Genomic DNA, 18,273 nt, shown 5'->3' on the forward strand with positions numbered 1-18,273 from the left:
TGCCGCAGAATCGGATCGTGTTGGAAACCTCCGCCAGACTGCTGCGACTGCTGTCGCTGTTGCAGACCCCGCGCGAGCGCAGCGGCGCGGAATTGGCCGCGCGGCTCGAAGTGGACGTGCGCACCGTGCGCCGGGATATCCGAAAGCTGCGCGCTCTCGGCTATCCCGTGGACGCCACCGCGGGTGCGGCCGGATATCGGCTGGGCGCCGGCGCGACACTGCCGCCGCTGCTGCTCGACGACGAAGAGGCCGTCGCGGTGGCCATGAGCCTGCACACCGCGGCCGGTGGGACCATCGCGGGAATCGAGGAGAGTTCGCTGCGGGCTCTGGCCAAACTCGAGCAGGTGCTGCCGTCGCGGCTGCGTCATCGGGTGACAGCGCTGAAAGCCGCGACCGTGTCCGTGCCCGCGGGTGGGCCACGCGTGGACCCGGACACCCTGAGCGCCATCGCCGCCGCCATTCGTGACCAGCATCGCCTGCGGTTCGACTACCGCACCCATACCGGCGAAACCTCCCGCCGCACAACCGAACCGCATCGCCTGGTGCATATCGGCCGCCGCTGGTACCTGACCGGCTGGGACATGGACCGTGAGGATTGGCGCACCTACCGGGTGGACCGCCTCACCCCGCGCATCCCGAACGGACCGCGCTTCACGCCCCGCGAAGCGCCCGACGCCGCCGATCAGGTCTCGCGCGGCGTCACCACCGCGCCCTACCGCTATCAGGCCCGCATCACCCTGCTGACCTCCGTCGAGCAGGCCGCCGAGGTGATCGAGCCGACCGTCGGTGTGCTCGAGGCCGTCGACCCGGACACCTGCGTACTGCACACCGGCGCCGATAACCTCGACGCCATCGCTGTCCACGTCGCGGGTTTCGGCTTCGACTTCCGTGTCATCGAGCCGCCGGAACTGACTGCGCGCCTTCGTGAACTGGCTACTCGGTTGCATCGCGCGGCGGGCTGACCTCGAGCGCGGGCCTCGGGGCCGGTACGGTCCGTTCCCGGGATTCCGGCGGCATCGAGCACTCGGCCGCGGGTCGGTGGCGTTTCCGCCGCGGCGGCGGAGCGGCTTTCGAATTGTCGTAGAGCACGGTCGGCCGGGCGCTGATCCAGTGCTGCACGGGAGTGTTCACACGGTTCTCGTCGAGATGCTTCAGGTCGGGCATCGACCGAACGAACGAAACATATGATTCAGCCCGCCAGGGCCGTCCGGGCGGCGGATTGGATGGCGGCCGTGACCGTTTCGGGCTGCTCCAGCATGACCAGGTGGCCGCAGTCGGCCAGTTCGATGGCCTCGGACGGGCACAGGGTGGTGTTGAGGCGCGCGCCGGCGGATGCGGAGAGGATGCGGTTCTCGGCTCCCCACACGGTGGTGATGGGCGGGAATCCGGGGGCGGGCCGGAAGTCGTCGAGGACGGCCAGTGTCGGCAGGTCGCGGGCGATCGCGGCGGGAGGGAGCAGCCGGCGCGGCTCGCTCCAGCGGCGGCGCAGGCCCGCGAAGGGTGAGGAACCCATGCCGCGCCCGCGGGGGCCGAGCTGTTCGCGGACCACCAGATTCGCGGCCGCCTCGGGCAGCCGGATCGCGCCCGCGATGGAGTCGAGCGGAAAGTGCGCGGCCATACGAGCCATCCAACCGGTCGGTGTGGGACGCAGCGTGGCGGCGGTCAGCGGGCTGCACAGTACGAGCGCGCGCACATTCCGCGGATTGCCGCGTGCGTAGAGCAGCGAGAGCGCGCTGCCGAAGCAATTGCCGACCAGCGTGACATCGGTGAGGCCGTGCGTCTCGATGAACTCCGACACCATCCGCACGTAGTTGTCGACGGTGTACCCGCTGCCGGGTGAATCGGAGTCGCCGTACCCGAACAGGTCCAGGGCGTATACGGCGTTGGTGGCCGCCAGTGCCCCCGTCTGGTTCATCCAGATGCGCCGGTCACCGCCGATATTGTGCAGGAACACGATCGGATCACCCGACCCGGCGCGATCGTAGGCGACGGATACGCCGTGATAGTCGAACTCCGGCATCGGGCGCTCTCCTCGTCGAGTAGCGGTGCGGCACCGCGTCTACGGCCTCGAGGGCCGTCAGCACCGACTCACCCTCACGCGGTACCAGCCATGGTAGCCGGTACCGCACGTATGCAGGCGCAGCCGCACGCGTGGCTGACCGCTGCCTCGCCGGGGCCGAAACCCTTACCGGTGGAGCGGGATTCGCCCCACCCGCAGGCGGCCGCGCTGCTGGCCGGTCTGTGGGAGCAGCGCCCGCGAGCCGATGCCGCGGCGGCGCAACGCATTCTGGCGGGGGCGCGAGACACCGTGGGCGGCGGCGGTTTCGAGGCCCTGAGTTCGGCCGAGCGGCGGGTGGCCGAGCCGGCGGCGGGCGGAAACCGCGATCGCGATATTCATCGTGGGAGACTTGGCCGTCCGCTGAGGTGCTGGTGCAGCGAATCGGCCTTGCTGATCCAGCCCACCACCGCACGGGTCACGAACGGCGGAGAAAGACGGCTGGCGAGGCCGGTGAGTTTGGTCTGCAGGCCGACCAGAACATGGGGGCCGGCCAGCGGCCGACTGGCGGTTGCGGTGTGCCACACGGCGTTCGCGACATCGTCGGGGGTGAGATGGACGCCGAGCGCGGTCGCGGACTTCGAGCCGCGGCTCACCTCGGTCATCATGTCGGTCGCGACGAACAGGGGCAGCAGGTCGCTGACCTTGATTCCGTATCGCCGCCATTCGAGGTCGAGGGCCTCGGTCAGACTTCGGACGGCGGCCTTGGTCGCAGCGTAGGTGGCCAGACCGGGCTGGCCGTACAGCGCCGAGGCCGACGCCAGATTGATCACCTGGCTGCCCTCGGTGCGGCGCAGATAGGGGAGAGCCGCGTGGCAGCCATTGAGGACGCCCTTGATATTCACGTCCACCAGGCGATGCTGGCGTTCCACCGGAATCTCACCGAATGGACCCGACACCAAGATGCCCGCGTTGTTCACCAGCAGATCCAGGCGACCGGTCGCATCGGTGAACTCCCGCAACGCCCGATCCCAGCCCGCCGGGTCGATGACGTCGAACGTTCCCGTGACGGTCCGGCCACCGATCTCGGCGGCGGTGCGCGCCACCGCATCGGCGTCGATGTCGTAGAGGCCGACGGTCCAGCCCTCCCGGACGAAGCGCGCCGCGATCGCGCGGCCGATACCCGCTGCCGCGCCGGTGACGAGGATCGCGGGGTGGGAACCAGTGGCGGATTGGGACATCGGAGCCTCTCGGGGTCAGGTCGCGGGGACGGGTCAGGCGGCGTCGCGGCCGAGGCGCCCGAGATCGATCATCGCACGGTGGAAGTCCGCCGCGTCGCGGGCTGCGTCGCGGCCGTCGGCGAGCAGATCCGCGCCCAGGTGGATGAGGGTGTGCGGCGCGCTCGGGCGGACCTGGAGCCGCATCGGTACCCCGGCCGCCTCGGCCCGCTTCGCCACCGCCAGCGCATCGGCCAGCAGCATCTCCCGGGAGCCGACCTGGAGCAGAATCGGTGGCAGACCGGTGAAGTCGTGGTTCACCACCGACCACGCCGGATCCAGTTCGCCGTCCACCGCGATGCCGCGGCGCACCACCATGTCCGGACCGACCGCGGGCAGCACCGCGTCGTAGCGGGCATTGGGGTGCGCGAGCCGGGCGGTGGAGTCGAAATCCGCCCACGGTGAGGTCACCGACAACGCCACCGGCAGCGGCAGACCCGAGTCGCGCAGGGTGAGCGCCAGCCGTAGCGCCAGCCCCCCGCCCGCGGAATCACCTGCCACCACGATCTTCTCGGGCGGAAACCCCTCGGCCAGCAGATGCCGGTACGCGGTGAGCGCGTCGTCGAGGCTTTCGTTCGGGTGGGCATCGGGCAGCTGCCGGTAATCCACCGTCAGTACCGGCAGCTCGCTCAGTGCCGCCAGGCGAGCGGTGTGGCGGCGGTAACTGTTGAGACCGCCCGCTATGAACGCGCCGCCGTGCAGGTACAGGATCGCCGCGTCGCGGTCGGCGCGCGGATCGGGAGCCGGTGCGCTCCACAGCCATTCGGCGTCGAAGTGCTCGAACCGCACCGGTTCGCGGCGGGTGCCGCGCGGCGTGCCCAACACCCGGGCGGGCTGTTCCGACAGTCGCGTCATGCGAAAGACCAGGGCGGCCGGGCGCGGACCGAGATCGGCGACCCAGGCTCCCGCGCGTAAGAACTGTTGCACGGTGGTGCGCAGGACAGGGTGGGCCAGCCTCGTCCCGATTCGTGCCGGTCGGATCGTTTCCACGATCACCGAGGAAACGGGGTCCGAGGTCTGCGGCGTCGTCGCCACGGGCACTCCTGTCCGCGCCGCGAAACACCGGGCGCTGCTGAGACAACGATGTCATTCCTGGCCGAGGGCCGTTGATCATCTTGACTGCGAATGTGCGGATTGTCATGTCCGAGAACGAAATTCCCACGTAGGAAAGGATCCGTCGGACCGCTCCCGAGACGATGCCGCCGCCCGCCGTTGACTTATGCAGGTAAATACCTGCATAATCTTCCCGTGCAACCCGAACCGGATATGGACGCGGTCTTCAAGGCCCTGGCCGACTCCACTCGCCGCCTCCTGCTGGACCGGCTGCGGGAACACAACGGCCAGACCCTGCGTGAACTGTGCGAGCGCGTCGAGATGGCCCGGCAGTCGGTGACCCAGCACCTCGACATCCTCGAGCGGGCGGGGCTCGTCACCGTGCTGCGGCGCGGGCGCGAGCGGGTGCACTACATCAACCCGACCCCGATTCACGACATCGAACAGCGCTGGATCTCCGTCTTCGACCGCCCCCGGCTCGACGTCCTGCGCGCCATCAAGAACCAGGCAGAGGAGTACGCCATGACCGCCACGATCCCGAACTACGTCTACGTCACCTACATCCACGCCGGCGCCGCCCAGGTCTGGAAGGCCCTCACCGACGCCGACCTGACCGCCCGGTACTGGGGCCATGCGAATGTGTCCGACTGGCAGCCGGGTTCGCCATGGGAGCACCGCCGTGTCGACGGCTCCGGCAAGATCGACGTCGTCGGCAAGATCCTCGAGGCCGACGAACCCAACCGCCTCGTCCTCACCTTCGAGGATTCCCCCGAGGAGGACCGCTCCCCATCCGTGGTGACCTTCGTTATCGAGTCCCACCAGGACATCGTCCGACTCACCGTCACTCATGAGAACCTGCCGAACGAGGAGATGCTGCAAGGCATTTCGACCGGCTGGCCCGCAGTCCTGGCCAACCTCAAGTCGCTGTTGGAAACCGGCGCGGTGTTGCCACAGGCCCCGTGGGAGATGTCGCAGGCCCACGCCTGATGCGCCCGGACCCAGCAGCCACCATGTTCGACACCACCCCATTGCGCGAGGTCTACGGCTCGCTCTTGGAAGCCGCTGCCACCGTGGCCGATTCGGGCCGCCCGCCGACACCGGCGCCGGGGGAATGGGACGCGGACCAGATCCTGGCCCACGTCTGCCTCGTCACCGCGGCCGCCATCACCGCCGCGTCGGCGGTGGCGGCCGGGGATCACGCCACCTACGACAACCGGATCGCCCTCGACATCTGGACCATCGGCCGTGTCATCGATCTGGCGGGCGGCCGCGCCGGCCTGTGTGAACGCCTGCGCCGTCAGGCCGAAATCCTGTGCGGCTTCGGTGGACCCGCCCTGTCCGATGCGGAACTGGACACGCTCGTCCCCACCCGCCTGCTCTCCGCGGGCACCCTCCTACTGGATCAGGCCGTGCCCCTGCGCGATCTGTTCCTCGGCCTGATCGATGTCGAGATCCCCGGTCACACCCGACAGTTGCTGGCGCTGTGCGGAAATGGCGACGGCACCGGGCGAGCGGATGCTCGCGCCGGTGCCGTCACCGCGTGATCGCCGGGCGGTGATTACCGCGGGGCCATCCGGATCGCGCCGTCGAGGCGGATCACCTCACCGTTCAGCATCGGGTTCTCCACGATGTGGCGGACCAGCGCCGCGTACTCGGCGGGGTCGCCCAGGCGCGACGGGTGCGGCACCTGCGCGCCGAGGGCGTCGATGGCCTGCTGCGGCAGGGTTGCGAACAGCGGGGTGTGGAACAGGCCCGGCGCAATGGTCATCACGCGGATCTTGAACGAGGCAAGGTCGCGGGCGACCGGCAGGGTCAGGCCCACGATGCCGCCCTTGGAGGCGGAGTAGGCGGCCTGGCCGATCTGGCCGTCGAACGCCGCCACCGAGGCGGTGTTGACGATGACGCCGCGCTCGCCGTCGGCCTCCTCGGTCGCCGAGATGCGCTCGGCGGCCAGGCGGATGACGTTGAACGTTCCGATGAGGTTAACGTTGATGATCTTGGAGAAGGCATCCAGCGGGAACGCGCCCTGCTTGCCGACCGTCTTGATCGCATTGCCGATTCCCGCGCAGTTCACCGCGATTCGCAGCGTGCCGAGCTCCTGAGCGGCGTCCAGCGCGGCGGTCACGTCCGCTTCACTGGTCACGTCCCCGGGCGAGAACACCACGCGCTCACCGAGTTCCTCAGCGATGGCCTTGCCGTCGGATGAGGGAAGGTCGAGGATAACGACCTTCGCGCCGGCCGAGTGCAGTTCCCGCACGGTGGCCAGGCCGAGTCCCGAGGCGCCGCCGGTCACTACCGCGACGATGTCTGCTGTCTTCACAAAACCTCCAAAATTCTTGGTCTTGTTAATGTAGATTCTGCTCCGTCCACAGGGAAGACCGCCCCGTCGGCGTGGCGTTCACCCGATGGCGCGAACCCTGCTACTCGCACGCGCGCGCGGATTGCACGGCGTGGCGTCCGGCGCGTCGAGTCGTTGGAATCCTGTTCATGCGAGAGAATTTCCGATCGGGACCGTTCCGACCGCGGCGCCGACGGCGACGCGATGACGGCGGGCTGCTCAGTACCATCCGAATACCGACGACAACACACCGTCAGCCACGACCGACCGCCGAGAGGGTCAGACGATGCCGAGCGACGTGCCCACAGCGGGAATGTTGAAGTCGTACAAAAAAGTATCGCGCTGGTACCCCGCCCTGGACCCCGACGCCCAGGCCTCCACCCTCGAACCGTCCGGCGCCGACGCGGCGTTCGGTGACGAGGCGGGCCCGGCCCGCTACCCGCACTACATTCACGAGGCCGAGCCCGAACTCGAGATTCCGCCGCTGCCCGAATCGGTGCTGCGGCGCAACCACTTCGACGGGTCCTGGTCGGACTGGATGGCCGACCGCGGCGAGAGTGGCTCCTACGCACCGTCGCTGCGCTACCGTGGCGGCGCCGTCGTCGAATTCCCCTCGGAGAGCGGCACATCCGCCGCGCTGTCCATCGGAAAGCCCGTCGACCGGGCCTCCCAGCTGTGGGAGTCGATCTCCGACACCGCACCCGCGCGCGCCGGGCGCTTCACGGGGTGGCGGTTCTTCACCCTCGCCTTCCTGATCGTTGCCATTGTCTTGCTAGCCATCGTCGGTGGAGTTGCTCTATATGTGCTGAATTCTCATGACGGCACTGCGCAATCCATCGGCACACCCCAGGCGGGGCCCCTTTCCGGCCCGATCGCCGTCGCGGCGGCGTACAACGAAATGACGGCCCCCGCGATCATCGGCGACGATGGACCTGCCGCGGGCGTTCCGGCCGGATAAGAGGAGAGCGGAGACAATGGATCAGGACTGGAGCCGCTGGCTCGACGAGATGCCCGAAGAGGGTGAATCGCCGGGCCGTGCCGCGCGTTCCAAGGCTCCGGTGGTGCGCGCGCGCAAGCGCCGCGGCGACTCCGGCGAGGCCGGTCCCGCGCCGCGCCCGATTCTGGTGGTCGGTGGCTGTGGCGGCGCGGGCACCACGACCACGACCCTCGGCATCGCGGGAGAGATGGGGGCCGCCGGTACCCAAACCGTGGCCGTGGACGGCACTTTCGCCGGCAGCGATCTCGCCCTTCGGGGCGCTGACGAGCACCTGAGCCCGATCAGCCTGCAGGCCTGGCTCTACGGCCGCGGCGACGACGAGGCCGCGCCGCTCAAGGAATGTCTCTCCCGCGCCACCTCCGGAATCGGGCTGTTGTGGCGCGATCCGGCTCCGCTGCGCCGCCGCGCCACCTATCTGACGGTCGCCCGCGAACTTGGCGAAACCGCGTACACGCCGGTGTACGACGGCGGCAATCCGATCGCCAGCCGCCATCTGCGCCCGCTGCTCGAGGACGGCGATATCGCGCTGGTGCTGTCCATTCCGGCGCGCGTGGACGCGGCCAACCGTCTGCGTGTCACCCTGGAGTGGCTCGACGATCAGTTCGGCGGACAGGGCGAGGGGCAGGGCGACGGCATCGTCGGCGACACCACGATTGTCGTGTCGCATCAGTTGCCGGGCAGCGATTCTCGGATCGCTGAACATTTGCGAGAGCATCTGGACGGCTGGGTCCGCGAGATCGTCGAGATACCCTATGACCCGCACCTCGCACGCGGAGAGTTGGTGCGGCACAGCAACCTGGCCGCCGAGACACGCCGCGCGTATCGCCGCCTGCTTGCTGGAGTGGCATCATGACCGCAGCCATGAAGGAACGCCGATCCTCCTCCGAGGCCGCCCTGGCGGCCGGTGTGGTGCCGCCGCCGGAATCCCGCCGCGCACCGATCTGGGACCGACCCGTACCCGGCGGTGGTCGAGCGCCTCTGGTGTGGCTGCTCGGCGTGCACGGGGGCGCGGGCGCGACCACGCTGTCGCATGTGCTCGCGCCGGCGGCGGATTCGTATCGACGCTGGCCAGGGGGATTCGACCGGGAGTCGCCGTTCGTGGTCCTGGTGGCGCGCGAGACCATCGCCGGGCTCACCCGCGCCCACGATCTGCTGCGCCAGCACCATGCCGGACTGGCCGGTTCGTGTGAGGTGCTGGGCCTGGTCACCGTGGCCGCGCGCCCGGGCCGAATGCCGGCCGAGATTCGCCGCTACCGCGATGTGGTCGGCTCGCTGGCGGGTCAGGTATGGCAGTTGCCGTGGCATGAGGAATGGACGCTCGTGGAGGCCGATCAGCTGCCGATCTGGTCGCCCGGCGACCCGGTACCGCAGCAGCGCAAGCGCAAAACCGATCCGCTGGAAGAGATTACGCCGGATGTGCGGGAGCTCGGCGCGGGCATCGTGGCCGCCGTGCAGGACGCGTTGGACGCCCCCCGGCGCGAGTTCGCCGACCCGCGGGAGTGATCATGAACGCCGACGGATCATGTTGCGCAGGAAGGATTTCCCGGTTGCGAGGACCGGTTCGGTCCCCGGGGAAGAGGGAAGGACAGTTAACCGAAGGAGTTGTCGCCGCCGGTTGGACCGCAGGGCCGATCATCGGCGAGATTGTTACTAGCAGTTCGCTTTTGGAGAAGGACAGACAATGAGCATGCTCCTCGCCGTACATGACGCGTACGGCCAGATCCTCGCCCAGGTCGGGAATCCGACCCCCGAGGCGCCGCCCGCGTCGGACAAATTGCTGAAACTGGTTCGGTACTTCACCTGGTTCGTTCTGTTGTCGGGAGTCCTGGGCATCACCTACGCCGGCGGACGGTTCGCCTGGGAAAAGTGGACGGGAGGCGGTTTGGAGTCGCCGAAGATGGTGGCGGGGGCCATGATCGGAGGTATCGTCGCCACGAGCGCGGGCACGATCATGAACGCAGTGATCACCTAATGTCCGCCGCGCTGGTGCCACAGGCGATGGCTGCTGTACTGACCGACGACACAGCCGTCGTGCTGGCCTACAAGCAGATGCCGTCGGATGTGATCCGGCCGATCATGCAGCTCATCGACTGGCTGTTGTGGTGCGTGCTGCTGTTCTGCCTGGCCTGGATGATCCTGGCCGCGGGTCGGCTCTGGTACGCCTTCCGCGACGATCTGGCCGCCAACGACGCGACGCACGGGGTGGTGATGAGCCTGCTGGGCGCGATCATGGCGACCTCGGCCAGCGGCATCGCGCTGGCCCTGCTGCCGACCTGAGGACACGGACACTGAATTGTCCACTGGCACAAACACTTCGGAGGCCACACAATGAGCGAGAAGGAGTCGCCCGAGCGCGACCGCGTCTCGTTCGGCGTCATTGCCTCGGCCGCGCTGGTCGCGGTCATCCTCATCGCCGGCCTGGTGGTCTACTTCGGGCACGGCGACAACAAGCCGAGCGCGAAGAACGACGGCACCGTGCCGTCGACCTCCGACACCGGCGCCACCGGATTCGCCTCACCCGAGGTGGATCTGTTCGGCCGCCGCGTCGACGTCCCCAACAACTCGGCGGGCCAGCCGCTGCCACAGGACCCGTCCAAGCAGCGCAAGGCCTCCGACGCCGACTGGCTCACCGCCGCCCCCCTGGGCACCACCGATCCCCACGGGTGGCAGCGGGTCTACGGCGCGTCGGTTCCCTTCTCCACCTCCGACGGTCCGGCTCGCCTGGAAAACGGCCTGGCCGTTGGTTATTCGCACACCCCGCAGGGCGCGGCGCTGGCCGCGGCCCAGATCACCTATCGGCTCAACGCCCGCCCGGCCGACCGGGAGCTGTACGTGCGGCAGGTACGCGTGCCCGCCGACCAGCTCACCGCCTACGACCAGGCGCTGGCCGACCAGCGGCTGCCGAAACAGCAGCCGGAGAAGGTGACCCGCTATCTGGTGGCCCCCGACGGCTTCCAGATCGAGAACTACGCCGACGACATGGCCATCGTGCGGCTGGCCGCGCGCGGACCGGTGGTCGACAACCGGCAGCTGTGGGCGGCGGTGCGCCTGATCATGGTCTGGGATGCCGGCGATTGGCGGCTCAAACCCTCGACCTCCAAGACCGCGCAGACCGTATACGTGGATTCCCTTGCGGGGTGGACCCGATGGTGACAACCGAAAATTCCGAACACATGGCATCGCGACCCATCGAGAGGTGGACCACATGCTGAGACGGCTATTCACGATCCTTGCGGTCGTATTCACCGTCATGATCGCGACTCCGACGGTGGCCTACGGCCAGACCTACGGTTTCGATCAGGCCTGCAATGAATTACACGACTCGCTCGACGGTCTCGGCGTGCCCGGCATCTCGCTCGGCGATGCGGCCTCGGCCGCGTGCAAGGCGGGCAATGTCGCCACCCACCCGACCGATGCCGCCGCCGCCGTGCGGGACAAGGCGTGGGACTCCACCTTCGGCAAAGTGGTGGACTCCCTGATGAACGGTCTGGGCGAGGCCTTGATCCTGGCGTTGACGTTCTGGATGAAGATCCCGAACGAACGCGTCAGTGACGCGGGCGCGCTCTTCACCAAGATCAACGACTACACCTATCAGGTGCAGATCCTGCTATTGATGGCGTCGGTAATCATCTCCGGCCTGAAGCTGGCACAGGCCAGACGAGGAGCCGCGGTCAGTGAGGCCACGGAATCGTTCTGGATGTTCGCGCGGGTGGTGTTCAGCTCTTGGATGCTGGGCGCGGTGATCGTGGCCGCCACCCAGGCCTCGGACAAGTTCTCCGAGTGGATCATCAACGACTCCACCGGCGGCAATGCCAAGAACATCGCCGAGCTGATGGTGAAAACCTCGAAGCTGCAGGCGTTCTCGCCGGGACTGGTGCTGATCATCGCCATCGTCGGCCTGCTCGGGGCGCTGGCCCAGATCGTGCTCGCCATCGTCCGCCAGGGTCTACTGGTGGTGGCCGCGGGCGTGCTGCCGCTGGCCGCGGCCGCGTCCGGCACGCAGATCGGGCGTACATCCTACTCGAAGCTGCTGGGTTGGATCATCGCGTTCATGCTCTATAAGCCGGTGGCGGCGATCGTCTACATGATCGCGTTCACCACCGCGGGCAGTACCGATGACCTGACCGGCACCGTGAACCTGCCCGACGCCGACGAGGCCCAGCGCATGCTGGTCGCCATCGTGTTGCTGTGCACGGTCGCCTTCGTGCTGCCCGCGCTCATGCGCCTGGTCACACCGGCGGTCGCCATTGTCGGTTCCGGCGGTTCGGGTTTGGCCGCCACCACCGGCACCCTGGTCGGTATCGCCGCGCTCGGTGCGGTGGGCTCGCGCGCGGTCGCCCCGCGCGGTGCCGCCGGACCCGGCGCTGCCGGATTTGTCGGACCCGGTCGCGGTGGACGGCCCGGCCGTCCCGGTCCCGGCGGACCGGGGGGCGGCGGCGCGCCGCGCCCGACACCCCCGCCACGCCCGGCCGGTGGCGGCGGCGGGGCTCCCGCCGCGAGTCCTGCCGCCCAAGGCGGTGGCGGCGCAGTACCGTCAGGCGCGTCCCGCGTCGCCAACCGGGTCGCGCAGGTGCGCGCGGCGACCGCGTCGCTGGGCAAGGCCGAGGCCACCGCGGGCGACCTGGCCGGTGATACCTGGGCCAACCGTTCACCCGACCTCGGCAGGAGCACCATTCCGCGATGACGATGACCGACACCTACGAGCGCCGCTCGTACGGACTGTGGCAGAAGCCCCGCAGCGCCGGCCTTTTCGGCCTGCGCTGGGGTGAGACTGTGGTCGGTTTCGCCGTCGTGATCACCGCGCTGCTGACGGCGCTGGCAGCCGGGCCGAAACCGGCCGCCGTGGTGGCGGGCATCGGCACGGTCGTGATGGTTCCACTGGTGTGGCGGACGGGGGGCCGCTCCGGCTACGAGAACGGATTGATGATGTTCCATTGGTTGCGCGGCCGTTCCAAGGGTGAGCACGTGTACCGGGGCGGGCGCTTCTCCCGGATTCCGGGCGGGGTCACCCGCCTGCCCGGGCTGATGGCCCCGTCGCGGCTCTATGAGGGCATCGACGCCGGCGGTTACAGCTTCGGCATGATCCACCTACCGCAATTCGCCCAGTACACCGTGGTTCTGCGCGCCTGGCCGCAGGGCCACGAGGCCGTCGACCAGCCGGTCATCGACCGCTGGGTGGGCGCGTGGGGCGCGTTCCTCGCCTCGTTGGGCCAGACCTCCGACATCGTGGCCGTGGTGCCGGTCATCGATACCGTGCCCGAGACCGGAAACCGTTTGCTCACCGAGGTTTCCACCATTACCCGGCCAGAGGCCCCCGACCTCGCACAGCAGGTCATGTACGAGCTGGCCACCGAGCTGCCGCAGGAGCGCGTGCAGCTGCTGCCGCGGGTGGCCATCACCTTCAAGGCCACCACCGCCGAGCGCCGCAAGAATCCGGCCGAGGAGGCGGTCGAGATCGGCCGCCGCCTGCCCGGTATCTGCGCGGCTCTGGCGGAGGCCGGCGTCCGCGCCCAGCCCATGGCCGCCGACGAGATCATCTCCTTCATCCGCCGCAGCTACGACCCGGCCTCGCAAGCCGACCTCGAGGTGGCCGCGGGCGAACCCGGTGGGCACGGCCTGGATTGGGCCGACGCGGGTCCGGTGTCGCACGAGGAGCGTTGGGACCACTTCATTCACGACGGCGGCCGCTCCGTGACCTGGGAGATGGACACCGCCCCCGAGGGCGCGGTCGACGAGAGGGTGCTGCAGCGGCTGCTGGCCCCGAATCCGGAGGTGCCGCGCAAGCGCATCACCATCGTCTACCGCCCGCACTCGGCCGGCGACGCCGCCCAGATCGTGGACGATGACTACAAGAACGCCTTGGTGGCACAGCAATCCGAGCGCGGCGTCGTGTCGGCCGCCGCCACCCTGCGTGTCGGCGCCACCCAGCAGGCCCGCGAGGAGCAGGCCCGCGGCCATGGCGTCACCCGCTTCGGTGCCCTGGTCACCATCACCGAACCCCTGCGCGGCGATCTGCCGCGTATCGAGGCCATCACCCGCGACCTGTCCACCCAGGCCCGCCTCAAGATCCGCCGCTGCTACCGCTACCAGGCGGCGGCGTTCGCAGCCTCCCTCGGCTGCGGGGTGATCCTCCCCGAACACGCCACCGTCCCGAAAGCGCTTGCGGGGTAATCCACCATGCCACGTGACTACGACCCGTCGGTCCGCGATCGCGACGCCGTGCCGCCGCCCGCCACACGGCGCGGCTCCCGCCGCGATCCGGTCCCCGTCAACCCCGGTGACGACGCGGACCCGTACCCTCCCACGCCCCGCGTGATGCGCGATGAACACCGTCCCCGCCGCGGCACCCTCCCGGACCGCCGCATGCTCCGCCGCGACCCCATCGAGCAGCCCGCCGCGCAGACGGACGAGGCTCCGGCGGTGCGAGAGGGCGAGGGCGACTACGCGATGCTCGAGCACGCGGACGGAGTCACGGCTGATCGAGTCAGTGCCCCGGCCCGACCGAGCGACTCGGAGTCCGGCGCCGAGTTCGAACACCCGGGCGGGCGGACCGCCCCGGACGGCGTCTCGGAGAGCGCGGCTCATGGTGTGCGCCGGCCTGATTCGGCGCGCGCGATCACGGGCCGGCCCGGGCGGGGCGATTCGGCCGCCGCCGGCAGCATCGGCGACAGCGCACCGTCCGACAGCGCCGGTCGTACCGCACACCAAGGCGATTCGGCATCCGAGGCCCGGGGAGCCGGGGTGGCCGGGTCCGAAGGCACGCCGAAATCGATCGATGTCTCGGCGGAGTCCACCACCGCGCCGAATCGCCCGGTTTCGCGGCCTGTGGCCGCCGATGCGGTGACGCGCGCCGGTGCGCGCGAGGGTGATCCGGGTCGCGACGAGCGCGGAGTCCGTTCGGATGGTGGCGATGGGTCGGCACCCGAAGCAGCCTCGAGTGTGGCTGTGCGGGAAGGCGCCGGATCCACCGAACCGACTGGTCGCGACCGTGCAGGGCAGGCGAACCCCACCGGCGGTACGCCGCCGAGGCGGCGGCTTCCGGCGTTGCCGGCGCTCGAACCGACCGGCGGCACCGCGGAATCCAGCGCTGCCGCTGTGTCCGGACCTGGGCGTGCGCCGGCCGGGCGAGAGCTCGCGATGCGGCCTGGCGCGGACTCGGCGGATGCGCTGCGGGCCGCTGCCGGGGTGCTGGGGGAGACCGCGGAGGGACCGGGACGCCGAGGTGACGCCGAGCGGCCGGATCGGGTGCTGGACAAGCGATCTGGGAGGGGCGGCGTGGCACCGCGGTCCGGCGGCGCGCGGGACGGCGACACCGAGTCGCCGGAGCGCGGGCGGGCGCGCGGGCCGGAACGGTCCGAGCGGGATCGCATCGAGCACAAGCGGAGTCGCCAGGCCACCGGTGACGGAGAAGCCGTGCGGCGCGGGGAAGCGTCGAAACGCCGCCGCGAACGGCCTCGCGCGGAGGGCGAAACCGGGCGGGAACACCGTGGCCAGGATCCGGAACACGGGCGTGAGCGACGCGGCGCCGACAGCGAGCACGGGCGCGAGCGCCGGGTCGATCCGGAGCGGGAAGCACGACGCGGGAACGGATCCGAAGGACGCGGGCGGTCCACGGATGCCGATCGTGTGCATCTGGGCGGACGCGCCGGGACCCCGGGGCGCGCGCGCCCACGACCCGACGGCGCGCCGGGGGAGCGGCCGGTACGGAACCGGTCGTCGCGTTCCGGACGGCCCGAGCGGGGCGAGGAGCGGGCGCGCGGGGGCACGCGAAAGGCCGATCAGAACAAGATCGCCGATCAGGCCGAGCGGGATGCGGCAGCCAACCGTGCCGCCGCCCGCAAGGCCGCGGCGAGGAAGAAACAGCAGACGGGTCCCAAGCTGCTCGACGACACCACGCGCGCCAAGCTCGAGGTCACCGCGCGCGAGGGCAATGGCATCAAGGCGGCCTGGGCCACCTTCCGGCTGCACACCGACGATCTGCGCCGCCGCAACTTCGCGGCCCGCGCGGAGCGCATGGAGTACGGCAGCTTCGACGAATTCGACCGCACCACAGCACAACTCACCGACCGCGGCTACATCGGCCCGGGCGGCGGGCGGATGAACGTGATCGGCCGTCCGGTCGAGTACCGCGCCACCACCGCGCAGGTCGCGGGCCTGTGGCCGTGGTCGGTCGGCGCGGGCGCGCCGCTCATCGGCACCCCGCTCGGCTCCCACCTGCACACCGGTGCGCCGGTCTGCTTCGACCCCATGAACTGGTTCATGCGCGGCAGCTTCATCACCGCGCCCAGCCTGTTCGTGCTGGGCCTCAATGGTTTCGGCAAATCGTCCCTGGTGCGCCGCATCGTACTGGGCGGTGTCGCTCAGGGCATCACGCCGCTGGTGTTGGCCGACGTCAAGCCGGATTACCGCAAGCTGGTGGAGCTGGTCGGAGGCCAGGTCATCGACCTGGGCTACGGCCACGGCAAGCTCAATCCGCTCGCGGCCGGTGTGCTGGGCTCCATCGTCCCGCGCCTGGACGGCCTGCCCGAGCTCCAGACCCAGGTGATGCAGGAGATGCGCGCTCGCCAGGTCACCCTGGTGGCGGGTCTGGTCGAACTGGTCCGCGGCGCGCGCGTGCGCGATTTCGAGGAAACCCTCATCTCCACCGGCCTGCGCATCCTCTACCGCGAGGGCAGCGGCTTCACCCCCGACCAGCCGCCCATCCTGGAGGACCTCCTGGAAGTGGTCGTGGCCGGTGGCGATGAACTGCAACTCGATGCGGGCGCGGACAATCCGGACGAATACCACGAGGCAATCAAGGGGCTGCGCCGCTCGCTGCGAGCCCTCACCCAGGGTCCGTTCGGCGCGGTCTTCAACGGCCACACCACGACTCCCATCGACACCGACTCCACCGCGGTCTGCATCGACGTCTCCCACATCCCCAACGGGGACAAGAAACTCAAGGCCGCCGTCATGTTGGCCTGCTGGGCCGACGGTTTCGCCTCCGTCGAGGCCGCGCACGTGCTGGCGGACGCGGATATGGGCCCGCAGCGCTACTTCCAGGTGGTCATGGATGAGCTGTGGCAGGTGCTGGGCCTGGGCGACTTCATGGTGGACCGCGTCGACGAGCTCACCCGTCTGCAGCGTGGTATCGCCACCTCGCTCATCATGATCAGCCACACCATCAAGGACCTGCAGGCCCTCGGCTCCGAGGCCGCCATTGCCAAGGCCCTCGGCTTCCTGGAACGCGCCCGCGCCAAGATATTCGGCGCGCTCCCCGCCGAGGAGATCGCGCGTCTGGATTCCACTGTGCCCTTCACCGCCGCCGAGGAGGAGATGGTGACCAGCTGGTCCGCGCCGCAGGCGCTGACCGGTGAGGCGCTCAAACCGGGCCAGCAGCGCCCGCCCGCGCCCGGCACCGGTAAGTTCCTGCTCAAGATCGGTGAGGACCGCCGTCCCGGCATCCCGTTCCACATGGAGTTCACGTTCTCGGAGCGGGAGAGCGGAATCCACGACACCAACCAGCGTTTCAGCGAATTCACCGAGACCACCGCCAGCCGCGGCTCGGACGAGGGGAGCGCCGCATGATGCCGCACCGGTCGTATCGAAGAGTGTCGCCGGAGGTCCGCCAGGCCGCCGTCGAACAGGTCATCGCCCTCACCGGCAAACTGCGCTCGGAATCCGAGGCCTGCCGGGTGGTCGCCGACCAGATCGGTGTGCACACCAATTCGGTGCGCAACTGGGTGCGTGCCGCCGAGAGTCCCGGCCTGGAACGCATGGATGCGATTGCCTTGCGTCGCAAGGTAGCTCTGCTGCAGCAGCAGCTGGCCGCCGCCGCCGAAATGAACCGCACACTGGTGGAAACCCTCCACGAAGCCAAGCGCGGCACATGAGCCGCCGTTGCGAGAACGAACCCGTCGCGCCGGGAAAACCGCTGGTATGGCCCGGGTATGAAGCCCAGCGACTAGCCTGGAAGGATGGTCCGGTGCTGCGCCGCCGGCGCGGACCGGGCGATGGACGCGCCGAGGTGAACGGCGCGAGCGCAGGCATGCGTCCCGCGATTGGGGTGGTGATGCTGGTGATGACCGTCGCGATGCTGGCCACCGCGTGCGGCGGCGGCTCAACCGGCGGCGGCTCGAATCCGACTGCCGGGCAACCGCCCACGTCGACCACCCGGTTGCTGGAAAATGCCCCCGCCCCGGACCCCACCACCCCCGACGGTGTCGCGGTCACCGCGCTGGAACAGATCTACACCTGGTACCCGGCCACCGAATCCGAGGGTGATGCGCTGCGCCGGGCCCGGAAATGGCTGGGACCCACCCTCATCCGTACACTGGATAACCCATCCACCAGCGTGGCAACACCGAGACCGTCACTGCGCTGGGCCGACTGGGCCAAGGCGGGCGCACACGTGGAGGCATTCGCGTTCGCCTCCGGTGAGAAGGCTCCCACGGGCGCCGACCCGAACCGGCAGCAGTACAAGATCGGCATCGAGCAGACGGTCGTCTACCCGGACGGCAAGCGGGAATCGCTGCCCCCGGCCACGGTCGTCGCCACCGTCGTGCGCGGACCCACCGGCGGCTGGTTGCTGGACGAATTCCGTTGAGCGGCAACGACCTACAGGTCATCCCAG

At 69.6% G+C, this 18,273-nt stretch carries 19 protein-coding genes; 14 read left to right on the forward strand and 5 right to left on the reverse strand.

Annotated elements, in window-relative coordinates:
* The first annotated feature begins 17 nt into the window (after window positions 1-17).
* Window positions 18-962, forward strand: coding sequence for a helix-turn-helix transcriptional regulator (locus GLP40_RS19585; protein ID WP_328290398.1), 945 nt, complete (start codon window positions 18-20; stop codon window positions 960-962).
* Window positions 963-1,189: 227 nt separating this feature from the next.
* Here GLP40_RS19585 and GLP40_RS19590 read toward each other — a convergent pair whose 3' ends face one another.
* The 4 genes from GLP40_RS19590 to GLP40_RS19605 form a co-directional block, all read right to left on the reverse strand.
* A complete protein-coding gene (locus tag GLP40_RS19590; protein ID WP_154789433.1) occupies window positions 1,190-2,020 on the reverse strand; it encodes an alpha/beta fold hydrolase in 831 nt (276 codons plus the stop codon).
* 165 nt (window positions 2,021-2,185) lie between these two features.
* The gene (locus GLP40_RS19595) at window positions 2,186-2,398 is read right to left on the reverse strand and encodes a hypothetical protein (protein ID WP_154789434.1); all 213 of its coding nucleotides are present in this window, start codon (window positions 2,396-2,398) and stop codon (window positions 2,186-2,188) included.
* Complete coding sequence (locus GLP40_RS19600; protein WP_154789435.1) at window positions 2,395-3,237, reverse strand: SDR family oxidoreductase; 843 nt, start codon at window positions 3,235-3,237, stop codon at window positions 2,395-2,397. Before GLP40_RS19600 ends, GLP40_RS19595 begins: the two co-directional genes overlap by 4 nt.
* Before the next feature lie 33 nt (window positions 3,238-3,270).
* Window positions 3,271-4,308 carry an alpha/beta hydrolase gene (locus GLP40_RS19605; RefSeq protein WP_154789436.1) on the reverse strand — a complete coding sequence of 346 codons (1,038 nt, stop codon included), beginning with the start codon at window positions 4,306-4,308 and terminating at the stop codon, window positions 3,271-3,273.
* Window positions 4,309-4,539: 231 nt separating this feature from the next.
* On the opposite strand from GLP40_RS19605, the gene GLP40_RS19610 reads away from it, so the two are divergent.
* Both GLP40_RS19610 and GLP40_RS19615 read left to right on the forward strand, forming a co-directional pair.
* Window positions 4,540-5,313 (forward strand): ArsR/SmtB family transcription factor, encoded by a 774-nt coding sequence (locus tag GLP40_RS19610; protein ID WP_154789694.1) that lies wholly within the window; start codon window positions 4,540-4,542, stop codon window positions 5,311-5,313.
* A 23-nt stretch (window positions 5,314-5,336) separates the two neighbouring features.
* A complete protein-coding gene (locus GLP40_RS19615) occupies window positions 5,337-5,870 on the forward strand; it encodes a hypothetical protein (protein WP_154789437.1) in 534 nt (177 codons plus the stop codon).
* Between the two features lie 14 nt (window positions 5,871-5,884).
* Here the strand turns inward: GLP40_RS19615 and GLP40_RS19620 are convergent, their stop codons facing one another.
* Complete coding sequence (locus tag GLP40_RS19620) at window positions 5,885-6,646, reverse strand: 3-hydroxyacyl-CoA dehydrogenase (protein ID WP_328290399.1); 762 nt, start codon at window positions 6,644-6,646, stop codon at window positions 5,885-5,887.
* A 334-nt stretch (window positions 6,647-6,980) separates the two neighbouring features.
* Between GLP40_RS19620 and GLP40_RS19625 the strand changes: the two genes are divergently transcribed.
* From GLP40_RS19625 to GLP40_RS19675, 11 genes are all read left to right on the forward strand, one after another.
* On the forward strand, window positions 6,981-7,622 hold the full coding sequence (locus tag GLP40_RS19625; protein WP_154789438.1) for a hypothetical protein: 642 nt from the start codon (window positions 6,981-6,983) through the stop codon (window positions 7,620-7,622).
* A gap of 16 nt (window positions 7,623-7,638) precedes the next feature.
* Complete coding sequence (locus GLP40_RS19630; RefSeq protein ID WP_154789439.1) at window positions 7,639-8,514, forward strand: MinD/ParA family ATP-binding protein; 876 nt, start codon at window positions 7,639-7,641, stop codon at window positions 8,512-8,514.
* On the forward strand, window positions 8,511-9,164 hold the full coding sequence (locus GLP40_RS19635) for a hypothetical protein (protein WP_154789440.1): 654 nt from the start codon (window positions 8,511-8,513) through the stop codon (window positions 9,162-9,164). Before GLP40_RS19630 ends, GLP40_RS19635 begins: the two co-directional genes overlap by 4 nt.
* Before the next feature lie 178 nt (window positions 9,165-9,342).
* Window positions 9,343-9,633: a hypothetical protein gene (locus GLP40_RS19640; protein ID WP_154789441.1), complete on the forward strand. Its 291-nt coding sequence runs from the start codon at window positions 9,343-9,345 to the stop codon at window positions 9,631-9,633.
* A gap of 26 nt (window positions 9,634-9,659) precedes the next feature.
* Window positions 9,660-9,938 (forward strand): hypothetical protein, encoded by a 279-nt coding sequence (locus GLP40_RS19645; protein ID WP_154789442.1) that lies wholly within the window; start codon window positions 9,660-9,662, stop codon window positions 9,936-9,938.
* A 51-nt stretch (window positions 9,939-9,989) separates the two neighbouring features.
* Complete coding sequence (locus GLP40_RS19650; protein WP_154789443.1) at window positions 9,990-10,814, forward strand: hypothetical protein; 825 nt, start codon at window positions 9,990-9,992, stop codon at window positions 10,812-10,814.
* A gap of 52 nt (window positions 10,815-10,866) precedes the next feature.
* On the forward strand, window positions 10,867-12,345 hold the full coding sequence (locus tag GLP40_RS19655; protein WP_154789444.1) for a hypothetical protein: 1,479 nt from the start codon (window positions 10,867-10,869) through the stop codon (window positions 12,343-12,345).
* Window positions 12,342-13,832: an SCO6880 family protein gene (locus tag GLP40_RS19660; protein WP_154789445.1), complete on the forward strand. Its 1,491-nt coding sequence runs from the start codon at window positions 12,342-12,344 to the stop codon at window positions 13,830-13,832. Before GLP40_RS19655 ends, GLP40_RS19660 begins: the two co-directional genes overlap by 4 nt.
* A gap of 6 nt (window positions 13,833-13,838) precedes the next feature.
* Entirely contained in the window at window positions 13,839-17,228 is a 3,390-nt protein-coding gene (locus GLP40_RS33920) for a hypothetical protein (protein WP_230329740.1), read from the forward strand.
* Window positions 17,229-17,251: 23 nt separating this feature from the next.
* The gene (locus GLP40_RS19670) at window positions 17,252-17,533 is read left to right on the forward strand and encodes a transposase (RefSeq protein WP_328290400.1); all 282 of its coding nucleotides are present in this window, start codon (window positions 17,252-17,254) and stop codon (window positions 17,531-17,533) included.
* A gap of 92 nt (window positions 17,534-17,625) precedes the next feature.
* Entirely contained in the window at window positions 17,626-18,246 is a 621-nt protein-coding gene (locus tag GLP40_RS19675; protein WP_328290401.1) for a hypothetical protein, read from the forward strand.
* The last annotated feature ends 27 nt before the right edge of the window (window positions 18,247-18,273 follow it).

Source organism: Nocardia aurantiaca (assembly GCF_009708175.1).
GTDB classification, from domain to species: domain Bacteria; phylum Actinomycetota; class Actinomycetes; order Mycobacteriales; family Mycobacteriaceae; genus Nocardia; species Nocardia aurantiaca.